General features: G+C 59.4%; 16 protein-coding genes. 7 read left to right on the plus strand and 9 right to left on the minus strand.

From position 1 onward, the window contains the following. Positions 1–59: 59 nt before the first annotated feature. Positions 60–1,331: a methyltransferase gene (locus NLK58_RS11740; protein ID WP_341580804.1), complete on the minus strand. Its 1,272-nt coding sequence runs from the start codon at positions 1,329–1,331 to the stop codon at positions 60–62. Here NLK58_RS11740 and NLK58_RS11745 point away from each other — a divergent pair. Further along, complete coding sequence (locus tag NLK58_RS11745) at positions 1,330–2,052, plus strand: tRNA/rRNA methyltransferase (protein WP_117618715.1); 723 nt, start codon at positions 1,330–1,332, stop codon at positions 2,050–2,052. The two genes, NLK58_RS11740 and NLK58_RS11745, sit on opposite strands and share 2 nt — an antisense overlap. Positions 2,053–2,090: 38 nt before the next feature. On the opposite strand, the gene NLK58_RS11750 is transcribed toward NLK58_RS11745, so the two are convergent. Together NLK58_RS11750 and NLK58_RS11755 are read right to left on the minus strand one after the other, a co-directional pair. Next, a complete protein-coding gene (locus NLK58_RS11750) occupies positions 2,091–3,362 on the minus strand; it encodes a D-amino acid dehydrogenase (RefSeq protein ID WP_117618716.1) in 1,272 nt (423 codons plus the stop codon). 17 nt (positions 3,363–3,379) lie between these two features. Next, positions 3,380–4,210 carry a polyphosphate kinase 2 family protein gene (locus NLK58_RS11755; RefSeq protein ID WP_117618717.1) on the minus strand — a complete coding sequence of 277 codons (831 nt, stop codon included), beginning with the start codon at positions 4,208–4,210 and terminating at the stop codon, positions 3,380–3,382. Between the two features lie 129 nt (positions 4,211–4,339). Here NLK58_RS11755 and NLK58_RS11760 point away from each other — a divergent pair, with 129 nt between their 5' ends. From NLK58_RS11760 to NLK58_RS11770, 3 genes are all read left to right on the plus strand, one after another. After that, a complete protein-coding gene (locus NLK58_RS11760) occupies positions 4,340–5,149 on the plus strand; it encodes a TatD family hydrolase (RefSeq protein ID WP_117618718.1) in 810 nt (269 codons plus the stop codon). Then, a complete protein-coding gene (locus tag NLK58_RS11765) occupies positions 5,146–6,354 on the plus strand; it encodes an HD-GYP domain-containing protein (RefSeq protein WP_117618719.1) in 1,209 nt (402 codons plus the stop codon). Before NLK58_RS11760 ends, NLK58_RS11765 begins: the two co-directional genes overlap by 4 nt. 69 nt (positions 6,355–6,423) lie before the next feature. Beyond that, a complete protein-coding gene (locus NLK58_RS11770; RefSeq protein ID WP_117618720.1) occupies positions 6,424–8,040 on the plus strand; it encodes a Na/Pi cotransporter family protein in 1,617 nt (538 codons plus the stop codon). Here the strand turns inward: NLK58_RS11770 and NLK58_RS11775 are convergent. The 5 genes from NLK58_RS11775 to NLK58_RS11795 form a co-directional block, all read right to left on the minus strand. Continuing rightward, complete coding sequence (locus NLK58_RS11775; RefSeq protein ID WP_227539264.1) at positions 8,010–10,289, minus strand: PhnD/SsuA/transferrin family substrate-binding protein; 2,280 nt, start codon at positions 10,287–10,289, stop codon at positions 8,010–8,012. The genes NLK58_RS11770 and NLK58_RS11775 overlap by 31 nt on opposite strands. Beyond that, positions 10,286–11,245: an ABC transporter substrate-binding protein gene (locus tag NLK58_RS11780; protein WP_341580805.1), complete on the minus strand. Its 960-nt coding sequence runs from the start codon at positions 11,243–11,245 to the stop codon at positions 10,286–10,288. The genes NLK58_RS11775 and NLK58_RS11780 overlap by 4 nt, the downstream gene beginning before the upstream one ends. 105 nt (positions 11,246–11,350) lie before the next feature. Continuing rightward, positions 11,351–12,259 carry a lysine exporter LysO family protein gene (locus NLK58_RS11785; RefSeq protein WP_117618722.1) on the minus strand — a complete coding sequence of 303 codons (909 nt, stop codon included), beginning with the start codon at positions 12,257–12,259 and terminating at the stop codon, positions 11,351–11,353. Positions 12,260–12,288: 29 nt separating this feature from the next. Then, positions 12,289–12,660 carry a hypothetical protein gene (locus NLK58_RS11790; RefSeq protein WP_117618723.1) on the minus strand — a complete coding sequence of 124 codons (372 nt, stop codon included), beginning with the start codon at positions 12,658–12,660 and terminating at the stop codon, positions 12,289–12,291. Positions 12,661–12,672: 12 nt separating this feature from the next. After that, complete coding sequence (locus tag NLK58_RS11795; RefSeq protein ID WP_117618724.1) at positions 12,673–12,993, minus strand: DUF2288 domain-containing protein; 321 nt, start codon at positions 12,991–12,993, stop codon at positions 12,673–12,675. A 365-nt stretch (positions 12,994–13,358) separates the two neighbouring features. Between NLK58_RS11795 and NLK58_RS11800 the strand changes: the two genes are divergently transcribed. Both NLK58_RS11800 and NLK58_RS11805 read left to right on the plus strand, forming a co-directional pair. Continuing rightward, on the plus strand, positions 13,359–13,469 hold the full coding sequence (locus NLK58_RS11800; protein WP_341580806.1) for a hypothetical protein: 111 nt from the start codon (positions 13,359–13,361) through the stop codon (positions 13,467–13,469). Next, positions 13,456–15,027, plus strand: a complete 1,572-nt coding sequence (locus NLK58_RS11805) for a GAF domain-containing protein (RefSeq protein ID WP_341580807.1) — start codon at positions 13,456–13,458, stop codon at positions 15,025–15,027. Before NLK58_RS11800 ends, NLK58_RS11805 begins: the two co-directional genes overlap by 14 nt. 117 nt (positions 15,028–15,144) lie before the next feature. Here the strand turns inward: NLK58_RS11805 and acnA are convergent, their stop codons facing one another. Next, complete coding sequence (gene acnA / locus NLK58_RS11810; RefSeq protein ID WP_341580808.1) at positions 15,145–17,907, minus strand: aconitate hydratase AcnA; 2,763 nt, start codon at positions 17,905–17,907, stop codon at positions 15,145–15,147. A gap of 351 nt (positions 17,908–18,258) precedes the next feature. Here acnA and NLK58_RS11815 point away from each other — a divergent pair, with 351 nt between their 5' ends. Continuing rightward, positions 18,259–19,713: a hypothetical protein gene (locus NLK58_RS11815; RefSeq protein ID WP_341580809.1), complete on the plus strand. Its 1,455-nt coding sequence runs from the start codon at positions 18,259–18,261 to the stop codon at positions 19,711–19,713. The last annotated feature ends 147 nt before the right edge of the window (positions 19,714–19,860 follow it).

Genomic DNA, 19,860 nt, shown 5'->3' on the forward strand with positions numbered 1-19,860 from the left:
TACCGGTCGAAATCTTAGTGGATGGAAAAGGCGCCTGCATGAACGGGCCTACGTGTATTTCAGGGAAGGCTGTGTTGAACGGGTGGAGTACCGGGAACCCTGACGGCATCGATCAGCAGGTTGCGGGGTGTCAGTGCCCGTTCACAGAAATGGCCCAGCCGTACCCGATAGCCCTGCTCTTCCAGGAAAATCGCGTAATCCAGAACTACCCACAGTTCCAGCGGGCGCCGGAACAGATGCCGCACCAGATCATGGCGGCGAACCTGCGCCAGGCGCTGCGCACCAAGGTCCAGCCAGGCATCAAAATCCGTATTCCCGGGCAAAGCCAGCTGTTTCCTGTCCGCCGCCCAGCGGCAGAAGGCCGCAAACCCTTCGTTCATCAGCCGGGCCGGATGGGAAGGCACCGGGAGATATTCGTCGCACCCTCGCAGGTGGCGCTGCAAGCCATCAAAACCCAGGCGCCACTGGCTCACCAGCCGGGTCTGTTCACGCACTCGTGCCGGAGCCGTGACGGTTTCCTGAACCGCCAGCCGCAAGTCAATCCGGCTCGGTTGAAGCAGCGTGTCATGGCCGGTCGCTCGCTCCGAAAGCGGTCGATAAAGGTCTTCGCCGGTCAGATGGTAGCAGCAGGGTGACACGCTCAACCTGGGCAGCCCCATTTCGCTGCCTCGGCGCAGTAACTGCCGGTGCAGATCCCCACACGCATGCAGGGCAACGCCGTGGAGATTGTCTGGAAGCGTGAGTTCCGAAGCCATGACATCCTGGCATGAGATCGACACCGGGTCCCCGAACTGCCGGGCCAGGCGATTGCCGTCGCGGACCAGTTCCGGATTCCATTCGTAACCCTGTGTCCCAGGGCAAAACGGTGCCAGTGTCCGTGACAGATGCCCCTTGCCGCAGCACCAGTCAAGGGCCGGATATTCCAGAGGCGCCAGTGAGGCTGCAAAGGCGCCGGACTGGAGCCGCTTTCGACCCGGCATATCGGTTGCCCGGACTTCCGGAAGAGTCGCTTCTGCCACCTTGTCCCCGGAGGGCGAGAGCTGCGGCACCTGGACCAGTTCGGCATAACCTGTCAGCGACGGCACAAACCGGGATGCCTGCCTCGCCAGTTCATCCGGGGCCTCATCCAGATGTTCGCAGTCGCTATCAGAAAGCCCCGCCACCATGGCGGCCAGTTCCGGATAACGCCGGGTCCAGGCCGGTTCCGGATTCATGAACGGGGCCGGTTGCCAGAACTCGCGGTGCTGCAACAGCCAGTCGTTCAGCTGTTGCCATCGCTGGTAAAAAGATGCCACGCCGTGGTGTAAACTCGCCGCCGGAGGTAACGTCATGCAACTGGCCTTTGTACTTGTTGAACCCAAGGTTCCGGAAAATGTCGGAGCGGCCGCCCGGGCCCTTTGCACCATGGGCTTCGGCGAGCTCTGGCTGGTCAACTCCGACCTGCACACCCGGCCGGAGGCCCACTGGCTGGCCCATGGCAGCGATCATATCCTGGACAGTGCGCGCATTTTCCCCGATCTGGCCGCGGTAAGAAACTCCGTGGACCTGCTGATGGGCACCTCCGCCAAGCCAAGGCACCAGCGGCGGGACTGGCACGCGCCCGCGCAACTGCGGGAGCTTCTGGCCAGCAAGGGCACCTCTGTTGCCCGGGCCGCACTGGTGTTTGGCCGTGAGGACCGGGGGCTGTCCAATGAGGAACTGGCGCTCTGCGACCTGCTGACCGGCATTCCCATGAAGGTGGCCTACCCCTCCCTGAACCTCGCCCAGTCGGTGATGCTCTATGCCTGGGAAATGTCGGGGCTTTCCGAGGCCTATGGTGTCCAGCACGAACACGCCGAAGAAAGCCGTCTCGGTGCGCTCAGGAGCCGGCTTGAGTCGTTACTGCCGAAGCTGGACACGCCGCCTGAGGGAAAACTGTCCCACTGGGTTTTCGAACGGCTGCCGTTGTTGTCCGATCGGGATATCGGGTTTGTTCATACGCTGTGCTCTAACGTCGAGCGCGCGCTTGGCTCTCAGGCGCGCTCAGCTTCTGAGAAGAAGCCAGCCGGATAAGCCCTCCCGGGCCTTTTGCGCGCACCGATTTATTGAAACTACTCCTGGAATCTTCCTGGGCGGAAGGCATCCAGACAGATGGCTGGTTCCTCGCCCTCGATTACCTGGGCGATGACATCTGCACTGCCGGCGGACAGGGTCCAACCGAACGTGCCGTGGCCGGTGTTGAGGTAGAGGTTGTCTCGGGGACCTCGTCCAATGATCGCCGGGCCGTCCGGCGTCATGGGGCGAAAGCCGGTCCAGGTTTCTGCGGCGTCGAGGTCGGCGCAGCCGGGGAACCGGGATTCGACCGACTTTCTGATAGTTGCCAGTCGGGCTTCGGGAATATCCCGGTTGAAATCGGCCAGCTCGACAAAGCCGGTGGCGCGTAAACGATTCCCCAGACGGGTGGACACCACTTTGTAGTTGTCGTCATGAATGGTGGAGGCCGGGCCTCGTTCCGGGTCTTTCAACGGAACCGTCAGGCTGTAACCTTTCACCGGATAGATGGGCAGTTCCAGGCCCATGGGCTGAACCAGATGATTGGACCAGCATCCGGCGCTGATCACAACGGCATCCGCTTCCAGGGTTTCCATACCCCCATCGCTTGTCCTGACTGAAACTGCACTGACCTTGTGGTCATCGGCGATCAGCTTTTCCGCTTCCACGTTGTAGCGAACGACCACCCCCTTTTCCTCACAGGCTTTCGCCAGCTCCCGGGCGAACAGGTGGCAATCGCCGGTGCCATCGGTGTCGTAGCTCAGGGCGCCGTAGAGGGGGCCGTTGCCGGCCATGCCGGGTTCCGCTTCACGGACCTGCTCGGGAGTAAGCAAACGGGATGGGATGCCCAGCTCGTTCAGCAAATCGTGGGTGGCCCGGTAGCCTTCCAGTGCCTCCGGCGTACTGGCCAGGTGCAGCAGACCCTGGTGGGCGCCGTCGAACGCCAGACCGAGCTCCCTCTCCAGTGTCAGAAAACGTTCACGGCTGTGGATACCGAGGCGTAGCATGGCGCGCCGGTTCAGCCCGAACAGCCCCGGAGACCAGGCGTAACGAAGGGTGGCGAACAGGAATCTGAGTGTTTCCACCGAAGGTGGCACCCGCAGTTTCAGGGGGCCATCCTGCTTGAATAGCCAGGGCAGCGCCTTGAATACCATGGCGGGATCTGCCCAGGGGTAGACCACACCGTAGGAACGCTGGGCCGCGTTGCCCTTGCTGGTTTCGTTTCCCGCAATGCTGTGGCGCTCCAGTACCGTAACCTTGTGACCCCGGCGATTCAGCTCATAGGCGGTGGTCATTCCCACTACGCCGCCACCGACAACAACAATGTGCATGTGCCTCTCCGTCTTGTTTACTTCACGCCGTTTTTGGCCAACAGGCGGCGGTATTCGTCCAGCACGCCCTCGTCTTCTTTCGGGTATTCCGGAGCCAGCCGCTGCAACTGTTCCGCCAGCACGGCTGCAACGACGGCCCGGGCCTGGGGTTTCCTGTCACCGGGCACGATGAACCAAGGCGCTTTCCCGGTGTGGGTCGCGGCCATGGCTTCTTCGGCAAAGGCCTCGTATTGGCCCCGCTTCTCCCAGCCATCGATATCCGACTTATCGAACTTCCAGCGTTTGCGGGGTTTGTCGAGACGTTTTAGAAGCCGTTGGCGATGCTCGTCTTCGGACAGGTTGAGCCAGATTTTGATCAGCGTGGTGCCCTCCTCCACCAGGTGGCCCTCGAAGTTCCGGATGGAGTGGTACCGGTTCTGCCAGTTGTAGCTTTCCGGCTCGTGAACCGGCCACACCCTTTCGGCGATGACCGCCTCGTGATGGCTACGATTGAACGCCACCATCTCGCCGAAGCCCGGTAAAAATGGCATTACCCGCCAGAGAAAATCATGGCGGGTTTCCGCGCCCTGGGGCCGGCTGAACGACCAGGCGTGAAAACCGGCAGGATCCGCGTAGGTTGCCAGTGTACGGATCAGGCTGTCCTTGCCACTGGTGTCGGGGCCGTGTGCAACCAGTAGTAAGGCCCTTGCCCGATTGGCCCACAACCGGCGCTGGTATTCACCAATCTGCTCCAGGCTGGTTTCCAGCGCGGGAAGGTTCTCGCCATCATCCAATAGCGTCGGGTAATCCCGGAACCTGGGTTTGTTGGCGTCAAAAAGAAAGGAACGGGCAAACGCCGATAACGTCATCAAGATGCTCCGTGGAACTCCCTATCAATCTAATGCAGGCCGGCAATCGTACAAGCTGGTAAACTTGCGTGAGCCAATTCTCAGAATAGCAGCCTTAGCACCGGTTGTGATGGAGTGTAGTGCCCGGTAATGAGTAAAAAACGTCGTGAGATTCCCGTATTTGGTCACCCGATCATCGAGACCCACTGCCATCTGGATTATCTCAGGGAACGCCCCCTGGAGGAGACCCTGGAGCAGACGCAACAGGTCAACATCGAGAAAGTGATCACCATTGCCGTGTCCCCGGACAACCTTGCCCGTGTTCGTGAGCTCAGCCAGATTGCCGCCTGGGTCTATGGCACGCAAGGCATTCATCCCCATGACGCCGAAAGCTATTCTGATGAGGTGGAGGCCGAAATCCGCGCCCATGCCGGTGACGAGAAAATCGTGGCGATTGGTGAAATCGGACTGGATTACTTCTATGACAACGCCGACCGGGAAGTTCAGCGCCAGGTGTTCCGGCGCCAGCTTCAGATTGCCTGCGATACCGACCGCCCTGTGGTCATTCACAGCCGGGAGGCAGACGAGGACACCATCGCCATCCTCAGTGAGTTCGAGGCCAGCCTCAAACGCCGTGGCGTGATTCACAGCTTTACCTCCGGGCCAGGCCTGGCACGATACGCGCTGGATCAGGGCTGGTGCCTCGGTTTCAACGGCATCACCACCTTCAACAAGGCGGAAAACGTGCGAGACATTGTCCGCATGGCGCCCCTGGATCAGATCCTGCTGGAAACCGACTCACCGTTTCTCACCCCGGTCCCTTACCGTGGCAAAGAAAACGCGCCTTTTTACCTGCCGTTTGTCGCGGAAAAAATCGCAGAGGTGAAACACCTGCCGCTGGATGACGTGATTACCCGGACCTACAAAAACAGCCTGCAGACGTTTTTCCCCGGACAATGATCAAACGCATTCCTATCTCGGCATTGAAGGTCGGCATGTACATCAGCGACCTGAACAATGACTGGATTCCTCATAACACCCAGCGCAAGCGCGGCGTGATCAAAAAGGAGGAAACCATTGAGAAAATCCGCCGGATGGGGGTGCAGTTTGTCTATATCGACGCCTCTAAAGGTGCCGACACCCAGGACTCCGAAACCGCCTCCGAAGTGGATCGCCGAAACGAATCCGCCCTCCAGCGTGCGGGCGAGCAGGCGCCGGGTCTGCGTCCGCATGTTCCGCTTACTGAAGAAATTGTGATTGCCCGGAAAATTCACAGCCAGGCCCAGGGGCTGGTGGGCGATTTCATGAATAACGTCAAGATGAGCGCCGCCATCGACATTGCCCCGATCCACCAGTTGGCGGATGAACTCCAGCGTTCGGTTTTTCGGAATGCCAACGCCCTGAGCTGTCTCGGTCGCATTCGGGAGAAGGACAATTACCTCCTGGAACACTCGGTCAATCTGAGTGTTCTGATGTCACTGTTCGGAAATTACCGTGGCCTGCCAGCCGACGTTCTGCACCAGACCATTGTTGGCGCGCTGCTCCACGACCTGGGCAAGATCCTCACGCCAGATGAGATACTGCATAAACCCGGGCGCCTGACCCCTGAAGAATTCGAGGTCATGAAACTGCACGCACGGCATTCCCGGGATATTCTCGCCGCCACCGAGGGCATTGGCGAACTGACTGTCATAACCGCCGCCCAGCATCATGAACGTATTGACGGCACTGGCTATCCCGAAGGACTGAAGGATAGTGAAATCTCGGAATATGGTCGAATGGTCGCCATCAGCGATGTCTATGACGCCATTACCGCTGACCGGGTCTACCATAAGGGCATGACGCCAACCCAGGGCATGAAGAAGCTTCTGGAGTGGAGCGGCGACCACCTGGATCCCGAGCTGGTAAAGCAGTTCATCCGCTGCATCGGTCTCTATCCGGTGGGCTCTATGGTGCTTCTGGAAAGTGGCCGTCTGGGCGTGGTGGTGGAAACCAGCGAAAGTGACCAGAGGCTGCCGACCGTCAGGGTTATGTTCCACACCAGGTTCCGTATGCCGATCCCCGTTGAAACCATTGACCTCGCCAAACCCGGTATCCAGGACCGCATACTGCGGTCTGTCGACCCGGACGAATATAAGATTGATATCCGGAAATTTCTTGTCTGACCACCGTTTAAATCCACGGAAGCTCTGCTAAGCTCAGCACAACGTCACTTTTAACGCAAATACCCGGAAATGACCGCAACCCTTTTCCAGATTCTGGGCGGCCTCGCCCTGTTCCTGCTGGCCATGGAAATGATGACCAACGGCCTGAAAAGCGCTGCGGGACAGCAGTTGCGCCACATGCTCGGCCACTGGACCAAGACGCCACTAAGAGGGTTCGCGGCAGGCGTTCTAATCACCGGGATCGTTCAGTCTTCCAGCGCCGTCACGGTTGCCACCATCGGGTTTGTCAACGCCGGCTTACTGAGCCTTGCGCAATCACTTGGCGTTGTCTTTGGCGCAAACGTCGGCACCACCATGACCGGCTGGCTGGTAAGCCTGGTGGGGTTTGGCTTCAAGATTGAGGCTTTTGCCATGCCTCTTCTGGCCGCCGGGATGGCGATGAAATTACTGGGCCGAGAACAGCGAAACCGGTCCCTGGGGGAAGCACTGGCGGGGTTCGCGCTGTTTTTCCTGGGGCTCTCGATACTCAAGGAATCCCTCGGCCAGTTAACCCTCGGCTTTGACAGCACAGAGGTCCTCGACAGTGGTTTCGGCCTGCCACTTTTCATTCTCTTCGGGTTTCTCGCCACCGTTCTGATGCAATCCTCAAGCGCAGCCCTGGCCATCATACTCAGTGCGGCAGCCAGCGACCTCTTATCACTACAGGACGCTGCCGCTGCCGTCATCGGAGCCAATCTCGGCACCACTTCCACCGCGGCCATTGCCGTTCTCAAGGCAACAGCCAACGCCAGACGCCTTGCCCTGGGCCACGTTATTTTCAATCTGGTAACCGGCACTATTGCGGTGCTGATTCTACCGCTGATGCTTTGGCTGGTGACCACCGTTACAATCTGGCTGGCACTCGACACCAACGCCGCCATGTCCCTTGCCATTTTTCACACCCTTTTCAATCTGCTTGGCGCTGCCATCATGCTTCCGCTGTTGCCGAGGTTTGCGCGGATTCTTGGCCGCCGGTTTCGGAGCCGGGAGGAAGATAGCGCCGAACCTCGCTTCCTGGACAATACCCTGATAACAACGCCTGAGTTGGCTGTTGGCGCGGTAGACCAGGAAATGAAGCGTCTGCTGGGCATGAGCCGGGGATTGTTGCGGGTATGCCTGGACCGGGAAGATCTGATGCCGGATCAGATCCGCGCCAAGTCAGAAGCCGTTCTGAGTCTTAACAACGCGATTACCGAGTATGTCTCCCGGCTGCGCGCTGAAAAAATGCTGCCATTAACCGTGGATACCCTGACCCAGACCATTCGCACCTGTCGGTATCTCGCCGAGGCCACGAATCTGGCTCCGGCACTCCTCCAGTTGCGGCGCGCCTGGAAACTGCCGCAGTTAACCCCGCTCTCGGCAGAAACGGAACGTTTTATGGGGCTGCTCCGGGATATGGTAGCCTCGGAGGCAGTATCAGCGGAGACGTTCGGGGAAACCGAAAAGGTCTACCACGTACTCAAATCCCGAATGCTTGCCATGATCGTGACACGGGAATTACCTGCGATTGCCGGGGAGCGAACCCTGGACGATCTGAGCTCGGTGCGGCGGCTCTTTGATCAGTGGTACAAGTCCCAGGCCTGGCGCCCTTCGTCCGTTCTGCTCAACGGCGATCTTCAGTCAGAGGGACCGGAAAACCGGACGTAACAGTTACGCCCCCTCTGTTTGGCCTGGTACATGGCCTGATCCGCCTGGCGCAAAAGCTGGTCACCTTCCAGATCAGCGGCTTGCGAGAATAGTGTGTAGCCAATACTGCCCGATACTTCCACGCTGTGATCCATCACCCACGTGGGCTCCGCTATCCGGCCAAGCAGACGTACCAGCAAACCCTGTAGCGCTGCCTCATCCTGGACATTCATGACGATGGCCGCGAACTCGTCACCTCCCAATCGGGCCAGGGTGTCCTCTTCCCTGAGCACAGCGCGCATTCGTGAGGCAATCTCAACCAGCAACTGGTCGCCTGCCTCGTGGCCGAAAGCATCATTGACCGGCTTGAACTCGTCAAGATCAATATAGATCACCGCAAGTTTGCCACTCTGCCGGCGAGTCAGGGCCATGGCCTGCTGCAGGCGGTCGGAAAACAGCACCCGGTTTGGCAGCCCCGTCAGGGCATCGTAGTGGGCCATGATCCGAAGTTTCCGCTCCTGCTCCTTCAGGCGCGTAATATCGCTGAAGATTCCGACAAAATGGGAGACTTTGCCGTGATCGTCACGAACGCTGCTGATCGTCATCGAAAGGACCAGGGGCTCACCGCTGTGACGCCTGGCGGCAAACTCACCGGACCAGAACCCCTGTGCACAGGCACTGGAAAAAACGCCACTGCCCTCATCCAGCGGCAAGGGTGGTAAACGCTGAATGGTCCGCTTCCGTGGGCGACCTGTGATGGCAAGATAGGCATCGTTGGTATCGATCACCATACCGTGGCTGTCCGTAATGAAGATCGCCTCACGGGCGTATTCAAACACACTCGCGGCAAGGCGCTGACGCTGCTCGGCCTGTTTCCTCGTTGTGATGTTGTACCAGGAGCAAAGGATAAAGGTTTCCTGCTCACCCTCACCGTGAACCGGCGCCATGGTGACATCCACCCAGACCTCAGAACCGTCGGAGCGGTGGAGCAGCCACTCAAACTGCTCTACATGGCCATCACCCACCCGGGTATTTATCTGCTCCATTTTCTGCCGGGATATCTGCCCATCAGGCTGAAATTCGGGAGAGAAGACCGCAAGATCCTTCCCGTACAGTGAAACGCTTGTGGTGTACCCCAGCAGATCGGCCGCTGCACGGTTGGTATCGACAAAGACACCCCCCTTTATAAGCAACGCCGGCTGTGGCCAACCAGAAATCAGCCGTCTCAGACGTTTCTGTTCCGACGCGAGCCGACGCTTGCTCTTGCCGAGCCATAAGGAGCTGGCAAGCAACAGAATAACCAGAACCGCAACCGTGAAAACCCAGAGACGATACTGGTGCAGAACATCCAGCCAGGTGACCCGTGGCATCTGGTCGTAGGGTGCCACGCGCAGCGTTCGGGCCAGGTATTCCACGGACTGATAATCCGCGGGCGGGGAAAACCCGGTAATGCCGGCCGCCACCGCAACTTCGTCTTCCGGCTCAATGGCAAACAGCGCCGATGCAACCCGGCGGACAACTCGTTCGTCTACGTGGGGCAAAGCCACCAGCGGCCACTCCGGGTAGAGGCGTGTGGAGACAACGTAGGGAAAACCCGCCAATTCCTGCCGATTCAGGATTTTGATTTGCGTAAAAAGATCGGGGTTGGCTTTCGCCATTTGCTCCAGAATGCCGGTGCGCACAAAACCGACATCCGCATCGCCTGCCAATACCGCCCGGACCACCCTGTCGTGAGTACCGAGAAACCGAACCAGATTCACCTTGCGGATATCAATGCCGTTATCCTGCAATTCCAGAACCTGAGCCTGGTATCCACCCAGAAAATGCATCCCCGGCGCGGCAATGCTTTTGCTCCGCAGATCCTCAAGGCTGTTGATGTCCTGGTGCCGAGCGCCGGTGAAAATGACGCCGCCAAGGCTGGAAGTGGAACGGTTTCCGGAACGTCGGACGAGAGTAGCCAATACGCCGGTCAGGCTGCGTTCACTGCGGATCAACAGGAAGTGACTCGGATTGGTCAGAAAAAAGTCCAGCTCGTTCGCGGCAACTGCGCGATTCATATTGCCCTGACTGAGCACTTCCAACCTTACCTCTGAGCCCACCTCGCCGGAGAGGTAACGGGCCAGAGGCTCAAAGCGCTCACGGATAATGTTGTCGGGCCGATAGGCAAAGATACCGAATGTCAGTGTTTCCCGGGCACTGGCAACGGTGGCGGTCAGGCACCCGGTGGCAACCAGTAGCATCGGGATCAGCGAACAGCGGCGAGCCTTCAAGGCAGACTCCTGGGGAGAAAAGACGGGTCACTCAAACGCTCAAAGCCGGGCTCGTTCCGGATCATTCCCGTTCTGAGCATCAGCTTCGACAGAGAACGGGCCATGGTTTCCACCCGCCCTCCCTGGGAAAGATAACGCTGGTTCGCTGCGAGGTCCGGCAGCATCACAGTCGCCAGCGCACTCTGAACATCCTCCGGTCGTATACCCTGATGGTCTGCAACCCGATACACCGCATCGTGCATGCTACGAACCAGATGCCGTAACCCTCTGAAGTGGGCCATGACAAGATCCCGAACGGCATCCGGGTTTCCGTCCGCTGTTTCCCGGGTGACCACCAACAGATCAAAAATGGTTTCCGGAATATCACTGCTGTCAAAAAGCCGGATCCCACCTTCCCGCTTCAGTCGGGTCGCAGTCGGCTCATAAGATACCGATGCGTCGACATCACCCCGGGACCAGGCCTCCGCATGCTCGCTGACAGGCAAATCGACCGGGACGACATCGCTCCGGCCAAGACCTGCCAGCTCAAGAATTTTCAGCAACATGATGCCGGAGACTCCATTGACTTCAACGGCGATCCGTTTACCCCGGAGTTCCGCCAGCCCGGTAATAGAAGGCCGGGTAATCAGGGCATCCGCACCGGCAGACACATCGGTTACGGCAACAACAACCAGCTCGGTACCTTCCGACCAGACCCGGATGGTCTCATCCAGCGTTAGCGCTGCGCCATGGAGCTTGCCTGACAATAGTCCGGCCATGGAATCCTTGGAGGAGGCGCCGGAACTCAGAACCACAGACCCCGGCATCCAGCCGAAGTCCCGGGCCAGATACAACGGTTCGTACCCAATCCATGGATGGACCCCGAAGGCCAGGGGATCGGACCTGTGGCAACCGGACAGTCCGGTCGCAAAGAGACCGGCGGCTATCGATAAACCAAGAAAGTCACGGCGCAGCATCGGGTTTCCGGGCAAAGTGGAGACAGTTAACTTTTGTCGATGGACGGTAGTTTACTGTGTGACATATTACCGGCAAAACCGCAACTTGCCTTGCAACGTGTCAATTTATCCCAGAGCCAGAAACACCCCCATCAGCACTGGCGACAGAAACGAGAGCAGAAAGCCGGAGGCAATGGCCACTGGAACGCAGGCCAGGCCACCGCTGCTTCGGATCACCGGTAATGTGAAATCCATGGCTGTTGCACCGCCGTAGCCAATCGCCATTGCCGGCCGGCCGGCAATCAGCAGGGGAATGATGGCGAGTGCGACAATCTCCCTGAGAACGTCATTCAGGAAAGCAACACCGCCCCAGGCCGGACCCAGGGCATCGCCAATCACGATACCGGACAGCGAATACCAGCCGAAACCGGACACCAGGGCCAGGGTATCGTGCCAGGACAGGCCCAGCCACGGCATCAGCGCAACTCCTGCCACCAGTGAGCTTAGCGTCAGAGTAAGCGCGATACCCAGACCCTGGCGGTTCATCAGCAGCTTGCGCAGTGACAGGCCGGCGTTGCGCAACTGGAGCCCGATGAGAAAAAGCAGCAGCATCAGAGCCCAGGTGGCTACCTGTTCCGCCATCGGCATGTCCGGCAACAGGTAATATCCGGCAAGCAGGCCGGCCATCACCGCCAGCAAGGGTTTCAGGCCGGCGAGAAACAGCCGGCGGTAACCCGGACTGACATCGCCCTCCGGACGCTCAACCGCCATCGGCTGCCAGCGGTGGAACAGCCAAAGACCAACCATGTTTGCGACAAACAGGACCAGCACCAGTGCCAAAACCTGTGTTGCCATGCCACCAAGCTGGGCCGCCAGGCCCTCCATCTGGCCGAGGCCAAGGCCGAGCAGCGCCAGGATGAAACAGACCAGTGTCTCGACCGTATAATGAATCACCGTCATGAGCCTGCGATTTTCAAGGGAAAGGGCAAACCCCAGGAACAGGGGCGCCAGGATAAGCAATGCTCCGGTCAGCATGGTGTCCTCGAAAGGGGGAAAGGAGGCTATCAGGCCAGGGGATCGAACTGGTCGGAATCGGCGTCAGGTCTGCCTGCCTGCTCGCCCCCGGCCGTCCCGATCCTTCGGGCCAATCGCTGGGCAGTAACGGACCAGACGGCATAATCGCCAGGGCGGGGCTCATAACCCTTGCCCATCATAGTGCCCGCGACACTGCGCAATACCGATTCGGCACGGGCCTGGGTTTTCCAGGGGCCACGGCAGAATTGGCCGTCGGGGCGACCCTGGTCTGGCCCTGCCAAAGCCACCAGCCCCCAGAGACCGTTGCCGACAGGGCGGATGTGCAGCTCTATACGATGGCCATCCCTGACCATCACAAGCTCCCTGAGCGGGCCGCGACCGTGAAAATAGTGGAGTTTCATGGTGCCGGCCGATCAGTGCAGAACATGGCCGGACCGTTCCTGAACCAGCACCCAGGGCGCGACAACCACCGCCCATAGTTCGGCATTGCGGTCGTACCAGGCTTGCGCGATGTCAGGCGCAACCTCGCCAACCTGGCCCTCAGTCATCCACTGTTCAAAACGGGGCTTGTTGTCGGCTGCCAGTTCGGTAGCGACCTTCAGCAGATCCAGCTCCGGGGCCACCATCACCACCTGGCCCCGGGCAAAATAGGTTTGCAGGTCATGCCAGTGGATGCGGGAGGTCTCGAGATTCAGTTTCGCTTTCAGTTCGTCCCGGGACGGGGAGGATGACATAATTACCTCTTTCATCAAACGATGGAAACGATGGCTCAGACCGGCCAGACTACCGGAAATTGTCCCCTGCCGCATCTGCCAGAATCTCGGCGATCTGTTCTGCCAGGGTCATGGGGTCGAATGGCTTGGGATCTGGCCGCTGCCCCAAGCTCCGGCAAGCCGAAAGTGCCCGCCGAACCAGAGAGCCGAGACATCGCCGCTTATCTGTGAAGCGAAGCCAAATCAATTCTCCTGATGAAGGTGTTTTGCCACACATGCAAAATCCACTATTCTCCGCCCAATGAAACCAGGTTTGTGCCCGCCCGGATCTGACTGGAGCCGGCACCGGTCTTGGCCTGGCCATTACCCGGGAGCTGGCCACGCTGATGGATGGCGAGGTGGGCTACTATTATCAGCAGGGCGCGCACTTCCGGGTGGAGCTGCCCGTAACGGATACTGAAACGCCGGAAAGCGGAGGCCACCATGAAAACGCCTGATCTGCCGCACGATGAAGCGCATCGCCTGTCAGCCCTTGATGAGCTTGCGCTTCTCGATACACCGCCGGAGGAGCGATTTGATCGGCTTACCCGGCTTGCGGCCCGGACTTTCGGCGTTCCGGTCGCCCTGGTGTCGCTGGTCGACCGTAACCGACAATGGTTCAAGTCACGGTATGGACTGGAAACCCCGGAAACCGCCCGGGATATTTCCTTTTGCGGCCATGCCATTCTTCGCGAGGAACCCCTGGTTATCGAAAACGCCCTGAACGATGAGCGGTTCGCCGATAACCCATTGGTGACAGGGAATCCGAACATCCGATTCTACGCCGGTGCTCCGCTGCACGACCGGCACGGTCACCGGGTAGGCACCCTGTGCGTAATCGATAACAGACCGAGGACCTTCACCGGGGGCGATAAAGCCACCCTGCGGGATCTGGCCGATCTGGTTGAACGCGAATTCGGGCTCGGGGAACTGGGCAACTACTACGAAGAGCGCAATCGGGCCCTGAACATTCTGACCGAGGTCGCCCTGGATACGGAGGGCGATGCCGGCCAGAGAGCCACCAGAGCATTGGAAATTGCCTGCGACTACCTAGGCCTTGAGACCGGGATCGTCAGCCGGATTACCGGCCGCGCTAACACCGTTCACTGGCATTTCACGCGCCTGGAAGGAACCCTTGCCAATGGCAACACGCTTCCCCTGGAGCGCACTTATTGCTCGCTGATGCTGGAAACCGGACAGGTTCTCGCCATAGACAACATGGGCCAGTCGCCTTATCACGCTCACACGTGCTATCAGGTCTTCGGCCTGGAAAGCTACCTGGCTGCGCCCGTCTGGATTGACGGCGAAATTTTCGGGACCATCAACTTCTCCGCCCGGCACCCCAGAAGCCGGCCGTTCAGTACCACCGAGAAAATGTTCGTCACCCTGCTGGCACGCTGGGTTGCCGATACCATCTATCAGCAGCAGCATTCGGAAACCCTGAACAAGCTGGTAACCCAGACACCCGGCATGCTTTACCAATACCGGCTCTGGCCCGGCGGCCACAGCACCTTTCCCTACACCAGCCCCGGCATTCAGGACATTTATGACGTCACTGCGGAGGAAGCCGCGACAGATGCAGCTCCAGTATTCGGGCGAATTCACCCGGAGGACCTTGCCGGCGTTTCAGAATCCATTCGGGTCTCCGCTGAAACCCTCGGTAACTGGCAACATCAATACCGCATACGCTGGAAAACCGGGGGCTGGCACTGGGTTGAAGATCAGGCCAAGCCCGAAAAGCTGCCCGACGGCAGCGTCCTCTGGCACGGCTACATTGCCGACATTAACGAGCGCCACAAGATCGATGAAATGAAAAACCAGTTCATCTCCACCGTGAGTCATGAACTGCGGACACCGCTTACTTCGATTTCAGGATCACTGGATCTGATTCTGGGCGGTGTCACCGGGCCGCTGACCGAAAAAACCATCCAGATGCTGGACATTGTCCGGCGCAACAGCGATCAGCTCAGACACCTGATAGACGACCTGCCCGATATCGAAAAGCTGTGGAGGTGAGGCATCAGGGGCCCGGTGTGCCGGAGAATAATGTCCGGGACCGGGCATTCCAGAAGTTTGCCCAGGCGAACGCTGCCGGTTTTTTGTAAGCCAGCCAATCTTCAGGCTGGCTTACGCTCAGGCAGACTTGAGCATTTCCCGCACCACATAGTGCAGGATACCGCCATGCCGGTAATATACCGCCTCGTTGGCGGTATCGATCCGTGACTTCAGCTCACAGGTCTCGGTTGAACCATCCTTGTATTCCACGGTCATCTTCAGGGTCTGGCCCGGCTTGATATCGCCCGACAAGCCTTCGATGCTGATGGTCTCCTCACCGGTCAGTTTCAGGCTCTTGCGGTCCGTGCCTTCGGGGAACTGCAACGGCATTACGCCCATCCCGATCAGGTTGGAGCGGTGGATGCGCTCATAGGATTCGGCCACTACGGCTTTCACGCCCAACAGGCGAGTGCCCTTGGCGGCCCAGTCCCGGCTGGAACCGGTGCCGTATTCCTTGCCGGCAATCACCACCAGCGGCGTACCCTGCTCCAGGTACTTCATGGCAGCGTCGTAGATCGGCATTTGATCGCCGGTGGGCACGAATTTGGTGAAACCGCCTTCCACGCCATCGAGCATCTCATTCCGGATCCGTACGTTGGCGAAGGTGCCACGCATCATGACTTCGTGGTTGCCCCGGCGGGAACCGTAGGAGTTGAAGTCTTTCGGCTCGACGCCATGCTCCTGCAGGTATTTACCGGCAGGGGTGTCCGGCTTGAAGGAACCGGCCGGCGAGATGTGGTCGGTGGTTACCGAATCGCCCAGCAGCGCCAGGATGTTGGCGTTCCTGATATCCTCGATGGCTTCCGGCTCTTCACCCAGGCCTTCGAAGAACGGCGGATGCTGGATGTAGGTGGACTTGTCGGACCACTCATACACTTTGCTTTCCGGCACCTTGATCGATTTCCAGGTGGCGTCGCCGTCGAAGACTTCCGCATACTCCTTGCGGAACATGTCGGTTTTCACCTTCTCCACGGCCTCGGCAATCTCCTGCTGGCTGGGCCAGAGGTCTTTCAGGTACACCGGATTGCCGTCCTTGTCCGTGCCCAGGGAATCCTTCGACAGATCCAGACGGACGTTGCCGGCCAGCGCATAGGCCACCACCAGGGGCGGCGAGGCCAGCCAGTTGGTCTTCACCAGCGGATGCACCCGGCCCTCGAAGTTGCGGTTGCCGGAAAGCACCGAGGCCACGGTCAGGTTGCCATCGTCAATCGCCTGCTCCACTTCCTCGGGCAGAGGCCCCGAGTTACCGATACAGGTGGTGCAGCCGTAACCCACCAGGTTGAACCCCAGTTTGTCCAGATCGTCTTGGAACCCCCCTACCCGAAGGTAGTCGGTGACCACCTTGGAACCGGGTGCCAGTGAGGTCTTCACCCAGGGCTTGGTGCTCAGACCTTTCTCGACGGCTTTCTGGGCGATGAGGCCCGCGGCCATCATCACGCTGGGGTTGGACGTGTTGGTACAGGAGGTAATAGCGGCAATCACCACCGCGCCCGGGTCCAGCCGGAACTTTTCCCCGTTCATGTGAAGCGGCTGACTGGACGGGTGCTCAAAGTAAGCGTCCTGGGCGCCAACGGCTGTTCCACCGCCCTCGGACTCAAGATTGGCCTCACGGTTCTCGGCAGGCCCTTCGGCAGTCTCCATCAGCAGCTCGAAAGACGATTTCATATTCTTCAGGGCGACCCGGTCCTGGGGCCGCTTGGGCCCGGCAAGGCTGGCCTCCACCTCGCCCATGTCGAGCTCCAGGCTGTCGGTGTACACCGGCTCATGGCCCGGCTCGCGCCACAGCCCCTGGGCCTTGGCGTAGGCTTCCACCAACTCGAGCTGGTCGTCCTCACGGCCGGTCAGGCGCATGTACTTGATGGTTTGCTCATCCACCGGGAAAAAACCGCAGGTGGCGCCATATTCCGGAGCCATGTTGGCAATGGTGGCCCGGTCTGCCACCGGCATGTCTTTCAGGCCGTCGCCGTAGAATTCCACAAACTTGCCCACCACGCCTTTCTTGCGCAGCATTTCAGTCACGGTGAGCACCAGATCGGTGGCGGTGATGCCTTCACGCAGCTTGCCGGTGACCTTGAAGCCCACCACTTCCGGAATCAGCATGGAGACCGGCTGGCCCAGCATGGCCGCTTCGGCTTCGATACCGCCGACACCCCAGCCGAGGATGCCGAGGCCGTTGATCATGGTGGTGTGCGAGTCAGTTCCCACCAGGGTATCCGGGTAGGCAATGGTCTTGCCACCCTGCTCATTGTGCCACACGGTCTTGCCAAGGTATTCCAGGTTTACCTGGTGACAGATACCCGTACCCGGCGGCACCACACGGAAGTTGTCAAAGGCCTGCTGTCCCCAGCGCAGGAACTCGTAGCGTTCCTGGTTGCGCTCCATTTCGATGGCCACGTTGTCCCTGAACGAGGACGCATCACCAAACCTGTCCACCATCACCGAATGGTCGATCACCAGATCCACCGGCGACAGCGGGTTAATCATGGCCGGGTCCTTGCCCGCGGCCTTAACCGCTTCCCGCATGGCGGCCAGGTCGACAACCCCGGGCACGCCGGTGAAATCCTGCATCAGGACACGGGCCGGCCGGAACTGGATTTCGGTCTCGGAATGGTGGTCTTTAAGCCACTGCACCATGGCATCGATGTGGCTCCGGTCGACCGTAGTACCGTCTTCGTTGCGCAGCAGGTTCTCCATCAGCACTTTCAGGGAAAAAGGCAGACGGTTGAGATCGCCTAGGGTGTCCGCTGCCTTGGGCAGGCTGTAGTAGTGGAAGGTCTTACCGCCAGCATCGAGGCTGGAAAGGGTATTCAGGCTGTCTTTGCTGAGACTTTCATTCGACATGTGGTGCCTCCTTTTTCGTCGTTGTCCGCGCACTCCGGAAGGCTTGTTGAGAAGCCCTTTCATCAGCGTCCCTGCCGGAAAGCCGCCCCGGAACCGGACAACAGACTGATGGAAGGACTCCCGAAGGAATAGCCATCTTTAACTATTGCAGCAATTTGCGAGAGTTCAACCGCTGGCTGCTGAATGTTCGGAATGCGTACGGTGAATATCAGACCAATGTCGGACAACCTGCCGGGTTGAATACGCCCGGAATCTGACAATAGCCTGCCTGTTAACTGGTTTGCTGCGATCACCCGCGACATCTGTCATCATGAGCTACCGATTTTCTGATGGACCGGGACACGCGCACCTGTGAAACACGATTGCCACTACCACCCGGGCGACCCCGCCAAATGGCACTGTGGAGAGTGCCAGATTCACTACTGCAGCCGCTGTATGCCCGATGCCGACACCCGGCAGCGCCGCGCACTCTGCCCCCACTGCAACAAGGCCATGCGTTACCTGGGGGCGGCTACTGAAGTGGTACCCTTCTGGCAACGACTCGGTGCGTTTTTCCGTTATCCCTTTCATACCGATCCACTGATCGTTGTCTCCATTTTCACCCTGGTGCCGGTGATCGCGCCGGCCAACCTGATTGGTATTGTGATCTGGCTGGTGCTCGCGCTTGCCCTGTTCAAGTACACCTATGCGGTCATCAATCACACCGCGGAAGGCCACCTGAAACCACCCCCGGTGTCCGTCGCGTTCACCGGCAGCGGTTTTGACATTGTCATCCTGCAGCTATTGGTTTTCGTTCTGATGGGCGGACTGGTGACTGCTGCGGCCATGCTCGGCGGCCCGATCCTGATGCTGCTGGCCCTGGCTTTTGTGATCCTGGCGCTGCCGGCCAGCATCATGGTGCTGGCCATGGAGCGCTCGGTGGGGGCGGCGGTGAATCCGATGAATCTGGCGGTGCTGATCTCCAGGATTGGCTCACCGTATTTTCTGCTCTACGGTTACCTGATCCTGCTGACCCTCGCCTCCGGCGCCGCCCAGGACTTTGCCGTCAGTCATTTCCCGGTGTGGGCGGCCCGGCCCCTGGCCGGCTTCCTGAACAGTACCTTCACCCTGATCCTGTTCCACATGCTCGGTTACCTGCTGTTCCAGTATCAGGAAGAGCTGGGATTTGCCTCGGACATTCAGGATGAAGCCGCCGGCCAGGATCCCCATCAGCGGGATCGTACCGCACGTTTCGACGCAGACATCGACATGAACCTGAAAGACGGCAACTACGACCGGGTTCAGAGCATGCTGAAGGAAGCCCTGAAGCGGGACCGGGACAACGCCCTGCGGATCGGCCAGCTGTATCAGCTGCTCACAGCACGCAACGATACCGCGGAGCTGTACCGCTATCACCCCAGAATTCTGGGCTGGCTGGCTGACCGCAACGACGGTGAAAGTATTGCGGCCCTGCTGAACACCCTGCAGCAGGCAGAACCGGGTCTCAAGGTTGAAGATCCCGAACTGTCCGTGCGCTGTGCCCGGTCTTTGTATAACCGGGGCCAGTTCAAACCGGCTTTGAGGCTGCTGCAGGATTTCCATAAGCGCTTCCCGGACAGCGAACAGCTGGCGCCGGCGTACCTGCTGGTGGCCCAGACTCTGGCGAACGGTTTATCCCAGTGGGAAAAGGCAACCGCCTTCCTGACATTTATCCAGAAGCGATGCGCTAGTCACCCACTACAGGAGCAGATTGCGACTTATCTCAGGCAGGCGGAGAACCGGGAACCCCTGAAGGGGCCAAAGGCCCGCTTCAGCGTGTCGGAGTGAGTGGATTCGGAAGCGACAATCAACGGAAACCGGTACCCCAGGATGGGGGAACCACGGACAGCTCAAGAGAGACACCGGACCTGCTTCACAAACCGCGCCCTGATGAGCTATTCTGGTTTTTTTGATATTTGGCAAGGCTGAGATCTG

It is taken from the genome of Marinobacter metalliresistant (assembly GCF_038098645.1).
Classification (GTDB): Bacteria; Pseudomonadota; Gammaproteobacteria; order Pseudomonadales; family Oleiphilaceae; genus Marinobacter; species Marinobacter metalliresistant.